We start from the raw sequence: 16,937 nt of genomic DNA, 5'->3' as shown, positions 1-16,937 counted from the left end.
CGGCCATGTTCGCCTACTACGCCCGACTGGCGGTGCGCAGCTTCCGCCGCAACAAGGTCCTGACCGCGCTGATGGTGGTGGCCATCGCCCTCGGCATCGGTGCCTCGATGACCACCCTGACCGTGTTCCATGTGCTGTCCGGTGACCCGATTCCCGGCAAGAGCGACCGGCTGTTCTACGTGCAGCTCGATGCCGCGACCGGCGCCTATGTCGCCGGGGAGGAACCGGAAACCCAGCTGACCCGCTTCGACGGTGAAGCGCTGCTGCGCGAGGCCAAGGGCGAGCGCCAGGCGCTGATGAGCGGCGGCGGCGGCACCATCGAACCGGACAACAGCACCCTCAAGCCCTTCAGCATCGACACCCGCTGGACCTCGGCCGATTTCTTCCCGATGTTCGAGGTGCCGATGCAGTACGGCCGCCCCTGGACGCGCGAGGACGATGAAGGCCGCGCACGCGTGGTGGTCATCTCCAAGGCGCTCAACGACAAGCTGTACCAGGGCGCCAACAGCGTGGGCCGCGACCTGCGCATGGAAGGCCAGAGTTACCGCATCGTCGGCGTGATGAAGGAATGGAGCCCGGAGCCGCACTTCTACGACCTGACCACCGGCAGCTACGGCAAGAACGAAGACCTGCTGCTGCCGATCTCCACCTCGTTCGACCTGAAGCTGGGCAGCAACGGCAACATGAACTGCTTCGGCGAGAATCCCGATGGCAACAGCTACTCGCTCAACGCACCCTGCGCGTGGCTGCAGTACTGGGTGGAGATGGACCCGGCCAAGGCCGCCGACTACCGCCGCTACCTGGAGAACTATTCGAGCCAGCAGCGCCAGGCCGGCCGCTTCAAGCACCCGCCGAACGTGCGCCTGCGCACCGTGATGGAATGGCTGGACTTCAACGGCGCGGTGCCCAGCGACGTGCGCCTGCAGCTGTGGCTGGCACTGGGTTTCCTGGGTGTCTGCCTGGTCAACACGGTGGGCCTGCTGCTGGCCAAGTTCCTGCGCCGCAGTGGAGAGATCGGCGTGCGCCGCGCACTCGGTGCCAGCCGTGGCCAGATCTTCCTGCAGTGCCTGGTGGAAGCCGGCGCGGTCGGCGTGGTCGGGGGCGTGCTGGGCATCGGCCTGGCCCTGCTCGGCCTGTTCGCGGTGCGCCAGCAACCGGTGGAGTACGCAAAGCTGGCCCATCTGGACGGCAACATGCTGCTGCTCGCGCTGGGCCTGACCCTGTTCGCCAGCCTTGCCGCCGGTTTCCTGCCTGCCTGGCGCGCCATGCAGGTCACTCCGGCCATCCAGCTCAAGTCGCAGTAAGCAATCGAACGAGGACTCCCATGGACATCCGCCCCATCCTCAGCACGCTGCGCCGGCACAAGACTGCCGCTGCCCTGATCGTGCTGGAAGTCGCACTGACCTGCGCCATCGTCTGCAACGCGCTGTTCCTGGTCAGCCAGCGCGTGGAGAAGATCAGCATGCCCAGCGGCATCGCCGAGAACGAACTGGTGATGCTCCGCGTCAGCGGCATCGGCAAGCAGACCGATGCCATGGCCCGCACCCGTGAGGACCTGGCGTCATTGCGTGCGCTTCCCGGCGTCAGCAACGTCACCATCATCAACCAGGTGCCTTTCCGCAACGGCTCGTCCAGCAGCAGCATCTCGCGGGAGATCGACCAGGAACGGCCGACCACCAACGCTTCGATGTACACCCTGTCCGAGAACGGGCTGGCCACGATGGGCATCAACCTGATCGCCGGCCGCGATTTCCTGCCCGGCGAGTACCAGAACTTCGAAGACGCCAGCAAGGGGGGCGCCAAGGAAAACGCCATCCCGGTCATCCTCACCCAGGCCACCGCCGCCAAGATGGAACCCAACGGCAGCGCGCTGGGCAAGACCTACTACATGGGCAAGCAGCCGCTGCACGTGGTCGGCATCGTCGACACGCTCAGCACGCCCAACGGCTGGAATGACAACTGGACCAACTCGATGCTGCTGCCCATGCGGCGCACCTTCGACGAGGGTGGCACCTATGTGCTGCGCACTTCGCCGGAACGCCGCCAGGAGGTGCTTGATGCGGGGGCTGCTGTACTGGAGCGCAACGACCCCAACCGGCTGATGCGCGACAAGCTGACCTATGAAGACCAGCGCAAGGACTTCTTCAAGAACGACCGCGCGATGGTTGGCCTGCTGATCACCGTCAGCGTCTCGCTGCTGGTGGTCACCGCACTGGGCATCATCGGCCTGGCCAGCTTCTGGGTGCAGCAGCGCAGCAAGCAGATCGGCATTCGCCGCGCACTCGGTGCCACCCGCGGGCAGATCCTGCGCTACTTCCAGACCGAGAACTTCCTGCTGGCCTCGCTGGGCATCGTGCTGGGCATGCTGGCGGCCTACGCGATCAATCTGGCACTGATGAACCTGTACGAGCTGCCACGCATGCCCCTGTACTACCTGCCGCTGGGCGCGCTGCTGCTGTGGGTGCTGGGCCAGGTCGCGGTGTTCGGGCCGGCCCGGCGCGCGGCAGCGGTCCCGCCCGCAGTTGCCACGCGGGGCGCGTGAGATGCGTGCCTGCCGGATGCTGTTGATGGCACTGCTGCCACTGCCGGCGCTGGCCGGCGGTGGCAGCTCGCAGACGCTGGAATGGCGCCAGGATGATGCCCGCCTGGCGCTGCGCTCGACCGAGGGCCAGGTACGGGTGGAAGCCGCGCGTCCGGAAGCCCGCTTCGGCGTGCGCAGCGGCGACCGCATCCTGCGCCTGGACGATACGGCTGTGCGGCGCATCGAGCATCTTGCCGATGCGCTGCGGCATTCCAGTGCCCCGACTGCGTACCTGTTGCTGCGCCGCGACAAACGCGAGCTCACCGTCCCGGTGGACGCCACCTCGTGGCGGCTGGCGCTGGTCGCTCCGCCACCGCCGCCACCGCCGCCACCAGCGCGGCGCTGAAACCAGCCCGCCCTCGTCGCCACGGCTTTGGCTATGCTTGATGGGTGGCGCCGGGCTCTCCCGGCGTATGGATACGAACACGGCTCCATCGGCGCCGCCCATCCCTTTCTGCAGAACTGCTTGATGCCTTCGATCCTGATCATCGACGACAACGCCAGCGTGGGCACCGCGCTGGACGTGCTGTTCTCCCTGCATGACATCGACACCCTGCAGGCGCAGAGCCCGGCCGAAGGGCTGGCCCTGCTCGAGTCGCAGCCGGTTGATCTGGTGATCCAGGACATGAATTTCAGCGAGGACACCACCTCCGGCGAGGAGGGCGAAGCGCTGTTCGCACAGATCCGCGCGCGCCACCCGGACCTGCCGGTGATCCTGCTCACCGCCTGGACCCACCTGAGCAGCGCGGTGGACCTGGTCAAGGCCGGTGCCGCCGACTACCTGGCCAAGCCCTGGGACGACCGCAAGCTGCTGACCACGGTCAACAACCTGCTCGAGCTGTCCGAGGCACGCCGCGAGCTGGACCGGCGGCGCGCGCGTGAGCTGCGGCAGCGCAACGCGCTGGAAGAGAAGTACAAGCTCTGTGGCGCGGTCTTTGCAGATCCGGCCAGCGAGCGCGTCATCGCGCTCGCCTGCCAGGTCGCGCGCTCCGAACTGCCGGTGCTGATCACCGGTCCCAACGGTGCTGGCAAGGAGAAGATCGCGCAGATCATCCAGGCCAACTCGCTGGTGGCCAAGGGCCCGTTCATCACGGTCAACTGCGGCGCATTGCCGTCGGAACTGATCGAAGCCGAACTGTTCGGTGCCGAGGCCGGTGCGTACACCGGCGCCAACAAGGCACGCGAAGGCAAGTTCGAGGCCGCCGATGGTGGCACCCTGTTCCTGGATGAGATCGGCAACCTGTCGCTGGGCGGGCAGATGAAGCTGCTGCGTGTGCTGGAAACCGGCCGCTTCGAGCGTCTTGGCTCCAATCGCGAGCGCCAGGTCAAAGTCCGCGTGGTCAGTGCGACCAATGCCGACCTGCCGGCGATGATCCGCGACGGCACCTTCCGCGAAGACCTGTACTACCGCCTCAATACGGTGGAACTGGTACTGCCACCATTGGCCGAACGCCCGGGCGACATCGTGCCGCTGGCCGAGCGCTTCCTGACCGCCGGCAAGCCGCTGTCCAGCGCCGCCACCGCGGCCCTGCAACGGCATCCCTGGCCCGGCAACGTGCGCGAACTGCGCAACGTGATCCAGCGCGCCGAGCTGCTGGCGACCGGCAACCGCATCGAAGTGGCCGACCTGAACCTGCCGCGTGCCGCACCTGCTTCGCGACCGGCGCCCAGTGCCGGCAATGATCCTGACCGTGCGCGCATCGAGGATGTGCTGGCGCGCAACCACGGCGTCATCGCCCAGGCCGCCGCCGAACTCGGCCTGAGCCGCCAGGCGCTGTACCGGCGCATGGACCGGCACGGCATCCCACGCGAATGAAGCGGCGTTCGTTCACCTTCCGCCTGTTCCTGCGCCTGCTGCCGGTGCTGGCGCTGGCCGCCGCGTTGCCGTGGCTGCTGGCGTACTGGATGGACCATGGCTGGGTTGTGACCACCGTGTCGGCACTGATCCTGCTGTCGCTGATGTGGTGGACGCTGCGCCGTGCCACCGCCCCCGTGCGGTCACTGATGCGGGCCCTGGCGGGCACCACCAGCAGCTATCGCGACGGCGAATACAACTTCGGCGTGCACTGGCCCGGCAATGACGAGCTCGGCGACCTGGTGCAGGCACACCGCGAACTGGGTGATGTACTGCGTGCACAGCGGCAGGGCCTGGTGCAACGCGAGCTGCTGCTGGACACAATGGTGCAGAACACGCCGGTGGCGATGCTGCTGATCGCCTCCGGCGGCGATGGCATCGCCCGCGTGGTGTTCTCCAACCTGGCCGCGCGCAAGTTGCTGCATGGCGGCTGGAAGCTGGAAGGACAGCGCCTGGAGGACGTGCTGGAACAGGTGCCGGTGGAACTGCGCGATGCCATCGCCCGCGGCGGCGACAGCCTGTTCGCGGTGCATGCGGAAGGCGAAGACAGCGACGAGGATGACGAACAGGTCTATCACCTCTCACGTCGTTCTTTCCACCTCAATGGCCGTCCGCACGACCTGTTGCTGGTACGCCTGCTCACCGCCGAGCTGCGCCGCCAGGAAGTGCAGACGTGGAAGAAGGTGATCCGGGTGATCAGCCATGAGCTGAACAACTCGCTGGCACCGATCGCTTCGCTGGCACACTCCGGCGGCGTGCTGGTGCAGCGCGAGCGCTTCGATCGGCTGCCGGAGATCTTCACCACCATCGAAGACCGGGCGCGCCATCTGGAAGGTTTCATTCGCGGCTATGCGCGTTTTGCCAAGCTGCCGCAGCCGCAGTTGCAGACCGTGCACTGGGCCCCCTTCCTGTCCAGCCTGCGCCAGCAGATTCCGTTCACCATGGAGCGCGAGCCGGACGAGGAACTGAGCAGCCGCATCGACATCGCGCAGTTCGGGCAGGCGTTGTTGAACCTGTTGAAGAACGCGCATGAGGCCGGCGCCGAAGCCGATCCGCCCAATGATGACGTGCAGGTGCAGCTGACGCGGTTGCCGCAATGGCTGCGCCTGGATGTGCTGGACCGTGGCAAGGGCATGAACGAGCAGGTGCTGCAGAACGCGCTGATGCCGTTCTATTCCACCAAGCGCAACGGCACGGGGCTGGGGCTGGCGTTGACCCGCGAGATCGTGGAGGCGCACGGTGGGCGGGTGTCGCTGCAGAACCGCGGTGATGGCGGGCTGTGCGTGTCGATCCTGTTGCCGGTGGGGTGAGTTGCCGACTTGGCCCGGTCTGTCAGTAGAGCCACGCCATGCGTGGATGTGCCGACCAGGGTCGGCACCTACCAGACCTGCCGCATCGCCACCCGCAGATGCATTGGAAATCCCAGCGCGGCCTCTTCGGCCATCACCGACTGCAGCCCGACATCCCACTCCGCCTCCGGCACTTCAACGAATCCTTCGCTGGCATAGAAAGGCGCATTCCACGGTACGTCGATCAACGTTGTCAGCACCGCTGACGCGTAGCCGTCGGCCCTGGCCTGTGCCAACGCATGGCGCAACAACGCGCGGCCATGGCCTTGCCGCCCGTGTGCAGGATCCACATCCATCTGCAGCACATGGAACTCACCTGCCAATTCTCCCGCCAGCACGTAGCCGGCAATGCCGCCGCCGGCCGCATCCACCACCCACAACTGCCCGCGCTCAAGGCCGTACTGCAGTGTCGCCAGGTCCAGGCCGTGGCCGGTGAACACCCGATAGGCTTCGTGGTCCCTGAGCAGTTCGCCAGCGCGCTGTTCAATGCCCGGCAGCAGGCCGAGCTCGTCGGCGTGCGGAATGCGTGCCTCAGGCCTTCTTGAGCGGGCGCTTCCAGCCATCGATGGTTTCCTGCCGTGCACGTGCCAGTGTCAACTTGCCATCAGGCGCGTTGCGGGTAATGACCGAGCCGGCGGCGATGGTCGCGCCTTCGCCGATCAGTACCGGCGCGACCAGCGAACTGTTGGAGCCAATGAATGCGTTGTCGCCGATGGTGGTGGTCGACTTGTTTACGCCGTCATAGTTGCAGGTGATGGTTCCTGCACCGATGTTGACCTTGCTGCCGATCACCGCGTCGCCCAGATAGGTGAGGTGGTTGGCCTTGCTGCCCACACCGAGGGTGACCTTCTTGGTCTCGACGAAGTTGCCGACGTGCACGCCATCGGCCAGCACGGTGCCCGGGCGCAGCCGTGCGAACGGGCCAATCTGCGCAGCGCCTTCGGTGACCACGCCGTCCAGATCACAGTGCGCACGCACTTCGGTCCCTGGCCCCAGGTTGACGTCCTTCAGCCTGTTGAACGGGCCTACGGTGACGCCGTCACCGAGCACGATGTTGCCTTCAAGAACAACGTCGACATCGATCAGCACATCGCTGCCCACGGTGACGGTGCCACGGATATCCAGGCGTGCCGGGTCGCGCACGCGCGCGCCCTGTGCGCACAGTGCACGCACCGCACGGCGCTGCCAGGCGCGCTCCAGCTGCGACAGCTGCCAGGGATCATTTGCCCCCTCGGCCTCCTGCGCATCGGCGACCAGCGCCATCTCGGCCGGGGTGTACTCGTTCGCGGCGAACGCGAACACGTCAGTGAGGTAATACTCGCCCTGGGCGTTGCTGTTGGACAGCTGCGACAGCCAGCGGCGCAGCGCGGTCGACTCGGCGGCGATGATGCCGGTATTGATCGTGCGCACGCGCAGCTGGTCGTCAGTGGCGTCCTTCTGCTCGACGATGGAGCCGACCTTGCCCTCCGCATCGCGCAGCACGCGGCCGTAACCGGTCGGGTCATCGAGCTCGGCCACCAGCACCGCCAGGCGCCCCGGCTCCGACAGCAGGTGGCGCAGGGTCTGCGCACGGATCAGCGGCACATCGCCGTACAGCACCAGCACCTGCGCCGCATCGGGCACCTGCGGCATCGCCTGCGCCACGGCGTGGCCGGTGCCGAGCTGCTGCGCCTGTTCGGCCCACTGCAGGTCGGGCTGGTCGGCGAAATACTGCCGCACCGCCTCGCCACCATGGCCATGGACCACGTGGATCGCCGTAGGCTGCAACTCGCGGGCCACATCGATCACATGCGCCAGCATCGGCTGGCCGGCGATCGGCTGCAGCACTTTCGGCAGCACCGACTTCATGCGCTTGCCCGCGCCAGCGGCGAGGATGATGACGTGCAGGGGTTGGGTCATGGAAAAGGCGGTCCGTGGTTCGTTGCAGATGATTCTAGAGCGTGGGCCGTTAACATGGGCATCCCGCCTCCTTCACCACGCTGATGGGCCTCGTCCGCCAGGGAAGCACCTATCTCATCATCGGGCTCGTGCAGCTGCTGGTCGATTGGCTGGTGTTCGTGGCCGCCAGTGCGCTGGGCATGCCGGTCGCGTCGGCCAATATCACCGGCCGCTTGGCCGGCATGCTGCTGGGCTTCTGGCTCAACGGCCGCTACACCTTTGCCGAGGCCGGCACCCGCACGCTGGGATGGAAGCGCTTTGCACGCTTCTTCGGGCTGTGGCTGCTGCTGACCGCAGCGAGCACGCTGCTGGTCAGCCTGGTCGACCAGGCGCTGGGCCTGCAGTACACGTGGCTGGCCAAGCCGCTGGTGGAAGGCGGGCTGGCCTGCGTGTCGTTCCTGTTGATGCGCTACGTGGTGTATCGCTGAGACGGGGCGGGATCCGGGATGCCGGATCGGCATCGGCATCGGCATCGGTAGAGTCGACTGTCAGTCGACTGCTCTTCCTCGAGGCCGCGAAATCCCGCGCTGCGCGCGGTAGTCGACTAACAGTCGACTCTACCCAGTCGGCGCTGCCCCGCCAGCACAAACAAAAACGCCGGCACAGGGCCGGCGTTCTCGTGGGTGCAGCGCGAACCTCAGTGCTTGAGATTCTTGCGCAGGCGTTCCAGTGCCTGCAGCTGGACGACGGCCTCGGCCAGCTTCTGCTGGGCTTCGGCCACTTCCATCGCTTCGCCGCGGTTGGCCAGGATGCGCTCGGCTTCTTCCTTGGCCTTGCGGACCGAGGCTTCGTCGATGTCCTGCGCGCGGATCGCGGTGTCGGCCAGCACGGTCACCACCTGCGGCTGCACTTCCAGGATGCCGCCGGAAATGGCGAAATCCAGCTGCTCGCCATTCGGCGTGGTCACCACCACCTTGCCCGGCTTCAGGCGGGTGATCAGCGGCGCGTGCTTGGGCGCGATGCCCAGTTCGCCCAGCTCACCGGTGGCCACGACCAGGGTCGCTTCGCCACGGAAGATTTCCTGCTCGGCGCTGACGATGTCGCAACGGATCGTGCTCATGCAAATCTCTTCGCTGTTCGCGGCGGCGCAATGCCACCGTGGGGGTCCACCGGCGCGGGCGGTTGCCCGGCGCCGGCGTCAGGTCGGGCAGGATCGCTCCCGCCCGTCCCGGATCAGGCCTTCTCGGCCATCTTCTTGGCCTTCTCGACCGCTTCTTCGATGCCGCCGACCATGTAGAACGCCTGCTCCGGCAGGTGGTCGTACTCGCCATCGACGATGGCCTTGAAGCCACGGATGGTGTCCTTCAGCGGCACGTACTTGCCCGGCGAACCGGTGAACACTTCGGCCACGTGGAACGGCTGGCTGAAGAAGCGCTCGATCTTACGGGCGCGCGACACGGCCTGCTTGTCCTCTTCGGACAGTTCGTCCATGCCCAGGATCGCGATGATGTCCTTCAGTTCCTTGTACTTCTGCAGGGTCTGCTGGACGCGCTGGGCGGTGTCGTAGTGCTCGTGGCCGATGACCAGCGGGTCCATCTGGCGGCTGGTGGAGTCCAGCGGATCGACGGCCGGGTAGATACCCAGCGAGGCGATCGAACGCGACAGGGTGACGGTCGAGTCCAGGTGGGCGAAGGTGGTCGCCGGCGACGGGTCGGTCAGGTCGTCCGCGGGAACGTAGACGGCCTGGATCGAGGTGATCGAGCCGTTCTTGGTCGAGGTGATGCGCTCCTGCAGGACGCCCATTTCCTCGGCCAGGGTCGGCTGGTAACCCACCGCGGACGGCATACGGCCCAGCAGTGCCGACACTTCGGTACCGGCCAGGGTGTAGCGGTAGATGTTGTCGACGAACAGCAGGACGTCCTTGCCCTTGCCGTTTTCGTCCTTCTCGTCGCGGAAGTACTCGGCCATGGTCAGGCCGGTCAGCGCGACGCGCAGACGGTTGCCCGGCGGCTCGTTCATCTGGCCGTACACCATCGCCACCTTGTCCAGGACGTTGGAGTCCTTCATTTCGTGGTAGAAGTCGTTGCCCTCACGGGTACGCTCACCCACGCCGGCGAACACGGACAGGCCGCTGTGCGCCTTGGCGATGTTGTTGATCAGCTCCATCATGTTGACGGTCTTGCCGACGCCGGCGCCGCCGAACAGGCCGACCTTGCCGCCCTTGGCGAACGGGCACATCAGGTCGATGACCTTGATGCCGGTTTCCAGCAGCTCGGTGGCCGGGGACTGGTCTTCATACGACGGCGCAGCGCGGTGGATTTCCCAGTTGTCGCTGGCAGCGACCGGGCCGGCTTCGTCGATCGGACGGCCCAGCACGTCCATGATGCGGCCCAGGGTGCCCGCGCCGACCGGCACCGAGATGCCGCGGCCGGTGTTGACGGCAACCAGGTTGCGCTTCAGGCCGTCGGTGGAACCGAGGGCGATGGTACGCACCACGCCGTCGCCCAGCTGCTGCTGGACTTCGAGGGTGATCTCGGTGTTTTCCACCTTCAGTGCGTCGTACACCTTCGGCACCGATTCACGCGGGAATTCGACGTCGACGACCGCGCCGATGATCTGAACGATCTTGCCCTGACTCATTGCTGCATCCTCTAATGTGTGCTTTGAACGAACGCGGTCAGACTGCTGCCGCGCCGCCGACGATTTCGGAGATTTCCTGGGTGATCGCTGCCTGGCGCGCCTTGTTGTAGACGAGCTGCAGGGTGCCGATCAGCTTGTTGGCGTTGTCGCTCGCCGCCTTCATCGCAACCATGCGTGCGGCATGCTCGGAGGCGACGTTTTCCAGCAGTGCCTGGTACACCAGCGACTCGATGTAACGCGTCATCACGTGCTCCAGCACGGTCGCGGCATCGGGTTCGTACAGGTAATCCCAGTCGTGGTGAGCGACCTGCTTCTCAGCCGGCGGCAGCGGCAGCAGCTGATCGAAGCTGGCCTTCTGCACCATGGTGTTCACGAAGCGGTTGTACACCAGGTACACGCGGTCGATCTTGCCTTCGGTGAAGGCGTCGAGCATGACCTTGATCACACCGATCAGCGATTCCAGCTTCGGCACGTCGCCGATGTGGGTCACGCTGCCGACCATGTTGACCTTCACGCGGCGGAAGAAGGTCGAAGCCTTCTGGCCGATGGTCACCAGGTCCACTTCGGCACCCTTGTCCTGCCATGCTTTGGCTTCGCCCAGCATCTTGCGGAACAGGTTGTTGTTCAGGCCGCCGGCCAGGCCGCGATCGGAGGAGATCACGATGAAACCGACCCGCTTGACCTGCTCGCGCTCGACCAGGAACGGATGCTGGTAGTCGGTGCTGGCCTGGGCCAGATGACCGATCACCTGCTTCATCGCCTGCGCGTACGGACGCGAGGTCTTCATCCGATCCTGCGCCTTGCGGATCTTGGAGGCCGAGACCATTTCCAGGGCGCGCGTCACCTTGCGGGTGTTCTGCACGCTCTTGATCTTGGTTTTGATTTCGCGTCCGCTTGCCATCTCTTGTTTCCCGTGGCGCGGGGCTGATGCCCCGCGTTGTTCAACCGTTTGTCATCTGGTCCAGCGGAGCCGGAGGCTCCGCTCTACAGGACCGCGATTACCAGCTGCCGGTGGTCTTGAACTCGGCGATGCCCTTCTTGAAGGCACCTTCGATGTCGTTGTCCCAACCGCCGGTGGCGTTGACCTTGCTGATCAGCTCGCCCTGGGTGTTGGCGAAGTGGGCGTGCAGGCCTTCTTCGAACGCCAGCAGCTTGTTGACCGGCACGTCGTCCAGGTAACCCTCGTTGACGGCGTAGATCGACAGCGCCTGGTTGGCGATCGACATCGGCGCGTACTGCTTCTGCTTCATCAGCTCGGTGACGCGCTGGCCACGCTCCAGCTGCTTGCGGGTCGCTTCGTCCAGGTCCGAGGCGAACTGCGCGAAGGCAGCCAGCTCACGGTACTGGGCCAGCGAGATACGGATACCGCCCGACAGCTTCTTGATGATCTTGGTCTGGGCCGAGCCACCGACGCGCGACACCGAGATACCGGCGTTCACGGCCGGGCGGATGCCGGCGTTGAACAGGTCGGTTTCCAGGAAGATCTGGCCGTCGGTGATCGAGATCACGTTGGTCGGAACGAACGCGGACACGTCGCCGGCCTGGGTTTCGATGATCGGCAGCGCGGTCAGCGAACCGGTCTTGCCGGTGACCTTGCCTTCGGTGAACTTCTCGACGTACTCCTCGGACACGCGGGCAGCGCGCTCGAGCAGACGGGAGTGCAGGTAGAACACGTCACCCGGGTAGGCTTCACGGCCCGGCGGACGCTTCAGCAGCAGCGAGATCTGGCGGTAGGCGACGGCCTGCTTGGACAGATCGTCGTACACGATCAGCGCGTCTTCACCGCGGTCCATGAAGTACTCACCCATGGTGCAGCCCGAGTAGGCGCTGATGTACTGCATGGCAGCCGATTCGGAAGCGGTCGCGGCCACCACGATGGTGTGGGCCAGCGCGCCGTTCTCTTCCAGCTTGCGCACGATGTTGGCGATGGTCGACGCCTTCTGGCCGATCGCAACGTACACGCACTTGATGCCGGTGCCCTTCTGGTTGATCACCGCATCGATCGCCATGGCGGTCTTGCCGGTCTGGCGGTCACCGATGATCAGCTCGCGCTGGCCACGGCCGATCGGGATCATCGAGTCGACCGACTTGTAACCGGTCTGCACCGGCTGGTCGACCGACTTGCGCCAGATCACGCCCGGAGCAACGCGCTCCACCGGAGCGGTCAGGTCGGTGCCCAGCGGGCCCTTGCCGTCGATCGGCTCGCCCAGCGCGTTCACGACGCGGCCCAGCAGTTCCGGACCGACCGGCACTTCCAGGATGCGACCGGTAGTCTTGGCGACGTCGCCTTCGCGCAGGTGCTCGTAGTCACCCAGGACCACGGCGCCGACCGAGTCGCGCTCCAGGTTCAGGGCCAGTGCGAAGGTGTTGTTCGGCAGTTCGATCATTTCGCCCTGCATCACGTCGGCCAGACCGAAGATGCGCACGATGCCGTCGGACACGCTGGTCACGGTGCCTTCGTTGCGCGATTCCGCGGCCAGCTTGACCTTCTCGATGCGGTTCTTGATCAGTTCGCTGATTTCGGAGGGGTTGAGCGTGGTTGCCATCGTCAAGTCCTAGTGCCGGCAGCGGGGCCGGACGTTAAATGAATTCAGTTAGCGAGCGCGGTCTGCAGACGGGCCAGCTTGCCCTTCAGCGAACCATCGATGACCACGTCGCCGGCGTCGATCACGGCGCCGCCGATCAGCGAGGCATCGACCGCGGTGGTCACGTCGACCTCGCGGTTGAAGCGCTTGCGCAGCGCGACCTTGATCGCATCCAGCTCAGCGGCCGACAGTTCGGCGGCCGAGGTGACGGTGGCCTTGACCACGTGCTCGGCTTCGGCGCGCAGGGCGTCGAACATGCCGGCGATTTCCGGCAGCAGCGGCAGACGGTGCGACTCGGCCAGGACGGCCAGGAAGCGCGAGTAGGTCTCGCCGTGCGACACCGGCGCCAGCAGGGCGACGGCGTCGTCACGACCCAGCTCCGGGTTGGCGAGCAGGGCCGCCACGCGCGGGTCGGCGGCGACGTGGGCGGAGAACGCCAGGGCGTCCGACCACGGCGCGAACGCGCCTTCGTCGCGCGCGGTCGCGAACGCGGCGCGGGCGTACGGGCGGGCAAGCGTGAGGGCCTGGCTCATCCTTAGATCTCCGAGGCCAGCTCGTCGAGCAGCGCCTTGTGGGCGTTGGCATCGATTTCGCGCTTGAGCAGCTTTTCGGCACCGGTCACGGCCAGCGCGGACACCTGCTTGCGCAGATCTTCACGGGCACGGTTGGCGGCGGCGTCGATTTCAGCCTGGGCCAGTTCCTTCTGACGGGTGGCTTCGGTGATCGCTTCGTTACGGGCAGCATCAACGATCTGGTTGGCACGCGCGTGGGCCTGATCGATGATCTCGTTGGCCTTGGTGCGGGCTTCCTTCAGCGCTTCGTTGACCTTCTCCTGCGCCTGGGCCAGATCTTTCTGGCTGCGGTCGGCAGCAGCGAGGCCCTCAGCAATCTTCTGCTGGCGCTCCTCGATCGCGTTCATCAGCGGCGGCCAGATCTTGGTCGCGATGATCCAGATCAGACCAGCGAAGGCCAGCGCCTGCGCAAGAAGGGTGAAATTGATATTCATGGTTAGCTCGATCGCTGGTTTCGGGGTGGACGCGCCGCCGTAGCGGCACATCCGGCCTTCATCCGAAACCGGGTGCATCAGCACCCGGTCGTCTCAAACCGCTGTATCAGCCGGCCAGAGCCTTGGTGACGGCGCCAGCGAAGGCAGCCGACAGCGGGTTGGCGAAGGCCAGCAGCAGGCCAACGGCGACCGAGATGATGAACGCGGCGTCGATCAGGCCGGCGGTGATGAACATGCGGACCTGCAGGACCGGGATCAGTTCCGGCTGGCGGGCGGCCGACTCCAGGAACTTACCAGCCATGATGGCCAGACCCAGACCGGCGCCCAGCGCGGCCAGGCCGATCATGATGCCGACGGCAAGGGCGGTGGAGCTCTGAATCTGCGCGAAGTTGGTCAGGACGGCGAAGTACATGGTTATCTCCAGGAACTTAAGTTGCTAAGGGTGATGAAACGGATGAAGGTTGAAACGCGTTGAAGCTTGAAACTCAGTGAGCGTCTTCCGACAGGCTCAGGTACACGATCGACAGCATCATGAAGATGAAGGCCTGCAGCGGGATCACCAGCAGGTGGAACAGCATCCAGCCGAGGCCGAACACACCACCGGCAATGGCACCGAAGAAACCGGCACCACCCAGCACCCAGATCAGCAGGAACACGATTTCGCCGCCGAACATGTTGCCGAACAGTCGCATCGCCAGCGAGATCGGCTTGCTCAGCCACTCGACGATGTTGAGGATCAGGTTGAACGGCATCATCCACTTGCCGAACGGCGCCGTCAGGAATTCCTTGATGAAGCCGCCCAGGCCCTTGGACTTGAGCGCGAAGAACAGCATCAGGAAGAACACGCTGATGGCCATGCCCAGGGTGGCGTTGACGTCAGCGGTCGGGACCGGCTTCCAGTAGTGCACGCCCGCCCATTCCAGCGGCTTGGCGATGAAATCGGCCGGGATCATCTTCAGCAGATTCATCAGCAGAATCCAGAAGAAGATCGTGATGGCGATCGGCGTGACCAGCTTGCTCTTGCCGTGGTAGGTGTCCTTGGCCTGGCGGTCGACGAACTCCAGGCAGATCTCGACGAAGGCCTGCCACTTGCCCGGCACGCCGGCGGTGGCCTTGCGGGTCCCCAGCCAGAACGCGACCACGATCACCAGGCCCATCAGGACGGCGGTGAGGAAGGTATCGACGTGGATATGCCAGAACATACCCTCACCCTTGCCGACCGGCGCGGTCAGGTTGTGCAGGTGATGCTGGATGTAGCTGGTAGGGGTTAGAGCCTCGCCCGCCATGTGTCCGGAACCTTCAGTTAATTGAATTCTGTCAACGCCTGGCCATGGCCAGGACCTGGAACATCAAGCCGACGGCGATACCGGCCAACAGCGCCAACGCAGGCAGCTTGAAGACCAGGAACCCCACCAGCAGGACGCCGAAAACCACGACCCACTTGGCCACGATCGCAATGATCAGGCGAGCCATCGCCGATCCTGCGGCCACCGCACCTCCGCCCAGCGCCATCCGTGCTGCAACCCAGCCACCGGCCGAAATGGCCACACCAGACGCCAGCGCGCCGAGGGCATATTTCGGACCCACCAGCAGGAAGGCCAGGGCCAGGACAGCGACCGCGGCCAGCGGGTAGACCGCGGCGCGCAGCATCAGTCGCCGACCCGCGTCAACGGAGTTCAGCACAGGACGTCCCGCGTGGTTGCATGTGGAGGGTTGAGGCGGCTACAGCAGGGGGGGGCCTCATCGAGCCGCCAAATTATAGCAATGGGACAATTTGCGAGACAACCGCTGCCTGTTCATCCCGGGAAGGCGCAAGTTGCGGTAACGGTTACATTTTTGCGTACCACCGGGGGGACAATGACGTCCGCACGATGTTGCACCGCAGTATTGAACTTTGGTCGCAGTCGACGGAACTTTCACCGGATGCGCCGGTCCGATTACTCGACCTGCCTGCAGCATCCTCGTCGGCTCCACCCCGCAGGTCCCACGATGGCCCCGAAGCCCGTCTCCGGGGCCATCTTTTTGCATCGTCGTGACAGCGCTGAACAGTGCACACGCCGTGGACCATACGTTCACGGATGGTGGACGGGCCTGTCCCGCACAGTGGTCTTCATTCTGATGAACCACTGCAAGGACTCTTCGATGCGCCCCGTACCCACCCTGCTCGCCCTCTCCCTGCTCGCTGCCGGCGCCTCGTTCGCCAATGCCGCCCACGCCGCCGAAGGCGACGACCGTTTTGCCCTGCGCCTGGGTGCGATGAACATCGACTCGGACAACACCCTCCGCGGCAACACCAACGTGGCCGGCCAGGACATCGGTTTCTCCGAGGACTTCAAGCTGGGTGGCAAGGAGTGGGAGCCGCGCATTGACGGCATGTTCCGCATCAGCAACCGCCAGCGCCTGCTGTTCAACTACTTCAAGTACGACAAGGACCGCCGCGAGACCCTCGGCCAGGACATCTCCTTCGGTGACGTCAGCGTGCCGTCCGGCAGCTTCGTCAAGGGCGAACTGAAGTACCAGGTGGCCAGCCTGGTCTATGACTACTCGGTGGTGGACACCGACACCTTCGACCTCGGCCTGCAGCTGGGTGCCGAGTACGCCAAGGTCAGCACCAAGGCCTACGCCGATCTGGGCACTGTCTATGAAGGCCAGTTCCTCAACGAGAAAACCGACGGCGTGGCGCCGGTGGTCGGTGCACGCTTGAGCTTCACCCCGTCCGAGAAGTGGATGATCACCCTGCAGGGCCAGTACCTCAACACGCGCTGGGGCAGCTTCGATGACTACAAGGGCGACCTGAGCCGCGCCAACGCCATCGTCGACTACCGCTTCACCAGGAACTTCGGCGTGTTCGCCGGCTACGACTGGTTCAAGCTTGATGCGGACAAGAAGGGCAGCGATGGCACCATCGGCCTGAAGCAGGAATTCAAGGGCCCGGTGGCCGGTATCAGCTTCGTGTTCTGACACCCGCCCCTTCCACGGCACTCTCTCTCCTGGCGCGGCCTCCGGAACATCGGGGCCGCGCTTTTTTGTGCTGTTTTTTCCT

Annotated in this window: 18 protein-coding genes; 7 read left to right on the top strand and 11 right to left on the bottom strand. The window is 65.3% G+C overall.

All coding sequences use genetic code 11. The features are described 5' to 3' along the window. Nucleotides 1-5: 5 nt before the first annotated feature. From VG543_RS12265 to VG543_RS12245, 5 genes are all read left to right on the top strand, one after another. Nucleotides 6-1,304 carry an ABC transporter permease gene (locus VG543_RS12265; protein ID WP_005419489.1) on the top strand — a complete coding sequence of 433 codons (1,299 nt, stop codon included), beginning with the start codon at nt 6-8 and terminating at the stop codon, nt 1,302-1,304. 20 nt (nt 1,305-1,324) lie between these two features. After that, nucleotides 1,325-2,542 (top strand): ABC transporter permease, encoded by a 1,218-nt coding sequence (locus VG543_RS12260; RefSeq protein WP_019660723.1) that lies wholly within the window; start codon nt 1,325-1,327, stop codon nt 2,540-2,542. 16 nt (nt 2,543-2,558) lie between these two features. Beyond that, on the top strand, nt 2,559-2,927 hold the full coding sequence (locus VG543_RS12255; protein WP_031270494.1) for a PDZ domain-containing protein: 369 nt from the start codon (nt 2,559-2,561) through the stop codon (nt 2,925-2,927). Nucleotides 2,928-3,050: 123 nt separating this feature from the next. Further along, on the top strand, nt 3,051-4,397 hold the full coding sequence (locus VG543_RS12250) for a sigma-54-dependent transcriptional regulator (protein WP_111098356.1): 1,347 nt from the start codon (nt 3,051-3,053) through the stop codon (nt 4,395-4,397). Further along, the gene (locus VG543_RS12245) at nt 4,394-5,746 is read left to right on the top strand and encodes a sensor histidine kinase (protein WP_019660726.1); all 1,353 of its coding nucleotides are present in this window, start codon (nt 4,394-4,396) and stop codon (nt 5,744-5,746) included. Before VG543_RS12250 ends, VG543_RS12245 begins: the two co-directional genes overlap by 4 nt. 68 nt (nt 5,747-5,814) lie before the next feature. Here the strand turns inward: VG543_RS12245 and VG543_RS12240 are convergent, their stop codons facing one another. Further along, nucleotides 5,815-6,348: a GNAT family N-acetyltransferase gene (locus tag VG543_RS12240; protein ID WP_423178610.1), complete on the bottom strand. Its 534-nt coding sequence runs from the start codon at nt 6,346-6,348 to the stop codon at nt 5,815-5,817. Then, nucleotides 6,317-7,684, bottom strand: a complete 1,368-nt coding sequence (gene glmU / locus VG543_RS12235) for a bifunctional UDP-N-acetylglucosamine diphosphorylase/glucosamine-1-phosphate N-acetyltransferase GlmU (RefSeq protein WP_021203878.1) — start codon at nt 7,682-7,684, stop codon at nt 6,317-6,319. The genes VG543_RS12240 and glmU overlap by 32 nt, the downstream gene beginning before the upstream one ends. A gap of 83 nt (nt 7,685-7,767) precedes the next feature. On the opposite strand from glmU, the gene VG543_RS12230 reads away from it, so the two are divergent. Then, nucleotides 7,768-8,151, top strand: a complete 384-nt coding sequence (locus tag VG543_RS12230) for a GtrA family protein (RefSeq protein WP_423178611.1) — start codon at nt 7,768-7,770, stop codon at nt 8,149-8,151. 209 nt (nt 8,152-8,360) lie between these two features. On the opposite strand, the gene VG543_RS12225 is transcribed toward VG543_RS12230, so the two are convergent. The 9 genes from VG543_RS12225 to VG543_RS12185 all read right to left on the bottom strand — a co-directional run bounded on the left by VG543_RS12225 (nt 8,361) and on the right by VG543_RS12185 (nt 15,577). After that, nucleotides 8,361-8,783, bottom strand: a complete 423-nt coding sequence (locus VG543_RS12225; protein ID WP_005419509.1) for a F0F1 ATP synthase subunit epsilon — start codon at nt 8,781-8,783, stop codon at nt 8,361-8,363. Between the two features lie 113 nt (nt 8,784-8,896). After that, the gene (atpD, locus tag VG543_RS12220; protein ID WP_005419510.1) at nt 8,897-10,303 is read right to left on the bottom strand and encodes a F0F1 ATP synthase subunit beta; all 1,407 of its coding nucleotides are present in this window, start codon (nt 10,301-10,303) and stop codon (nt 8,897-8,899) included. A gap of 37 nt (nt 10,304-10,340) precedes the next feature. Then, the gene (gene atpG, locus VG543_RS12215) at nt 10,341-11,204 is read right to left on the bottom strand and encodes a F0F1 ATP synthase subunit gamma (RefSeq protein WP_005411129.1); all 864 of its coding nucleotides are present in this window, start codon (nt 11,202-11,204) and stop codon (nt 10,341-10,343) included. A 97-nt stretch (nt 11,205-11,301) separates the two neighbouring features. Further along, the gene (atpA, locus tag VG543_RS12210; protein ID WP_005419511.1) at nt 11,302-12,849 is read right to left on the bottom strand and encodes a F0F1 ATP synthase subunit alpha; all 1,548 of its coding nucleotides are present in this window, start codon (nt 12,847-12,849) and stop codon (nt 11,302-11,304) included. A 44-nt stretch (nt 12,850-12,893) separates the two neighbouring features. Further along, on the bottom strand, nt 12,894-13,421 hold the full coding sequence (locus VG543_RS12205; RefSeq protein ID WP_019660730.1) for a F0F1 ATP synthase subunit delta: 528 nt from the start codon (nt 13,419-13,421) through the stop codon (nt 12,894-12,896). A 2-nt stretch (nt 13,422-13,423) separates the two neighbouring features. Further along, nucleotides 13,424-13,894: a F0F1 ATP synthase subunit B gene (locus tag VG543_RS12200; protein ID WP_005419512.1), complete on the bottom strand. Its 471-nt coding sequence runs from the start codon at nt 13,892-13,894 to the stop codon at nt 13,424-13,426. A gap of 106 nt (nt 13,895-14,000) precedes the next feature. Next, a complete protein-coding gene (atpE, locus tag VG543_RS12195) occupies nt 14,001-14,306 on the bottom strand; it encodes a F0F1 ATP synthase subunit C (RefSeq protein ID WP_005411133.1) in 306 nt (101 codons plus the stop codon). 73 nt (nt 14,307-14,379) lie between these two features. Then, nucleotides 14,380-15,180 carry a F0F1 ATP synthase subunit A gene (gene atpB, locus VG543_RS12190; protein ID WP_005411134.1) on the bottom strand — a complete coding sequence of 267 codons (801 nt, stop codon included), beginning with the start codon at nt 15,178-15,180 and terminating at the stop codon, nt 14,380-14,382. A 31-nt stretch (nt 15,181-15,211) separates the two neighbouring features. Then, on the bottom strand, nt 15,212-15,577 hold the full coding sequence (locus VG543_RS12185) for a hypothetical protein (protein ID WP_014648497.1): 366 nt from the start codon (nt 15,575-15,577) through the stop codon (nt 15,212-15,214). 459 nt (nt 15,578-16,036) lie between these two features. On the opposite strand from VG543_RS12185, the gene VG543_RS12180 reads away from it, so the two are divergent. Beyond that, nucleotides 16,037-16,855 carry a hypothetical protein gene (locus VG543_RS12180; protein ID WP_019660733.1) on the top strand — a complete coding sequence of 273 codons (819 nt, stop codon included), beginning with the start codon at nt 16,037-16,039 and terminating at the stop codon, nt 16,853-16,855. The last annotated feature ends 82 nt before the right edge of the window (nt 16,856-16,937 follow it).

The organism is Stenotrophomonas sp. CASM101 (assembly GCF_049384845.1).
GTDB classification, from domain to species: domain Bacteria; phylum Pseudomonadota; class Gammaproteobacteria; order Xanthomonadales; family Xanthomonadaceae; genus Stenotrophomonas; species Stenotrophomonas hibiscicola.
The sequence above is the reverse complement of the archived record's forward strand: the minus strand, read 5'-3'. Positions and strand labels throughout refer to the sequence as shown.

Bases quoted from the DNA above. Each gene is read 5' to 3' on its own strand.
- VG543_RS12265 (WP_005419489.1), top strand. From the start codon at position 6: ATGTTCGCCTACTACGCCCGACTGGCGGTGCGCAGCTTCCGCCGCAAC.
- VG543_RS12260 (WP_019660723.1), top strand. From the start codon at position 1,325: ATGGACATCCGCCCCATCCTCAGCACGCTGCGCCGGCACAAGACTGCC.
- VG543_RS12255 (WP_031270494.1), top strand. From the start codon at position 2,559: ATGCTGTTGATGGCACTGCTGCCACTGCCGGCGCTGGCCGGCGGTGGC.
- VG543_RS12250 (WP_111098356.1), top strand. From the start codon at position 3,051: ATGCCTTCGATCCTGATCATCGACGACAACGCCAGCGTGGGCACCGCG.
- VG543_RS12245 (WP_019660726.1), top strand. From the start codon at position 4,394: ATGAAGCGGCGTTCGTTCACCTTCCGCCTGTTCCTGCGCCTGCTGCCG.
- VG543_RS12240 (WP_423178610.1), bottom strand. From the start codon at position 6,348: ATGGCTGGAAGCGCCCGCTCAAGAAGGCCTGAGGCACGCATTCCGCAC.
- glmU (WP_021203878.1), bottom strand. From the start codon at position 7,684: ATGACCCAACCCCTGCACGTCATCATCCTCGCCGCTGGCGCGGGCAAG.
- VG543_RS12230 (WP_423178611.1), top strand. From the start codon at position 7,768: ATGGGCCTCGTCCGCCAGGGAAGCACCTATCTCATCATCGGGCTCGTG.
- VG543_RS12225 (WP_005419509.1), bottom strand. From the start codon at position 8,783: ATGAGCACGATCCGTTGCGACATCGTCAGCGCCGAGCAGGAAATCTTC.
- atpD (WP_005419510.1), bottom strand. From the start codon at position 10,303: ATGAGTCAGGGCAAGATCGTTCAGATCATCGGCGCGGTCGTCGACGTC.
- atpG (WP_005411129.1), bottom strand. From the start codon at position 11,204: ATGGCAAGCGGACGCGAAATCAAAACCAAGATCAAGAGCGTGCAGAAC.
- atpA (WP_005419511.1), bottom strand. From the start codon at position 12,849: ATGGCAACCACGCTCAACCCCTCCGAAATCAGCGAACTGATCAAGAAC.
- VG543_RS12205 (WP_019660730.1), bottom strand. From the start codon at position 13,421: ATGAGCCAGGCCCTCACGCTTGCCCGCCCGTACGCCCGCGCCGCGTTC.
- VG543_RS12200 (WP_005419512.1), bottom strand. From the start codon at position 13,894: ATGAATATCAATTTCACCCTTCTTGCGCAGGCGCTGGCCTTCGCTGGT.
- atpE (WP_005411133.1), bottom strand. From the start codon at position 14,306: ATGTACTTCGCCGTCCTGACCAACTTCGCGCAGATTCAGAGCTCCACC.
- atpB (WP_005411134.1), bottom strand. From the start codon at position 15,180: ATGGCGGGCGAGGCTCTAACCCCTACCAGCTACATCCAGCATCACCTG.
- VG543_RS12180 (WP_019660733.1), top strand. From the start codon at position 16,037: ATGCGCCCCGTACCCACCCTGCTCGCCCTCTCCCTGCTCGCTGCCGGC.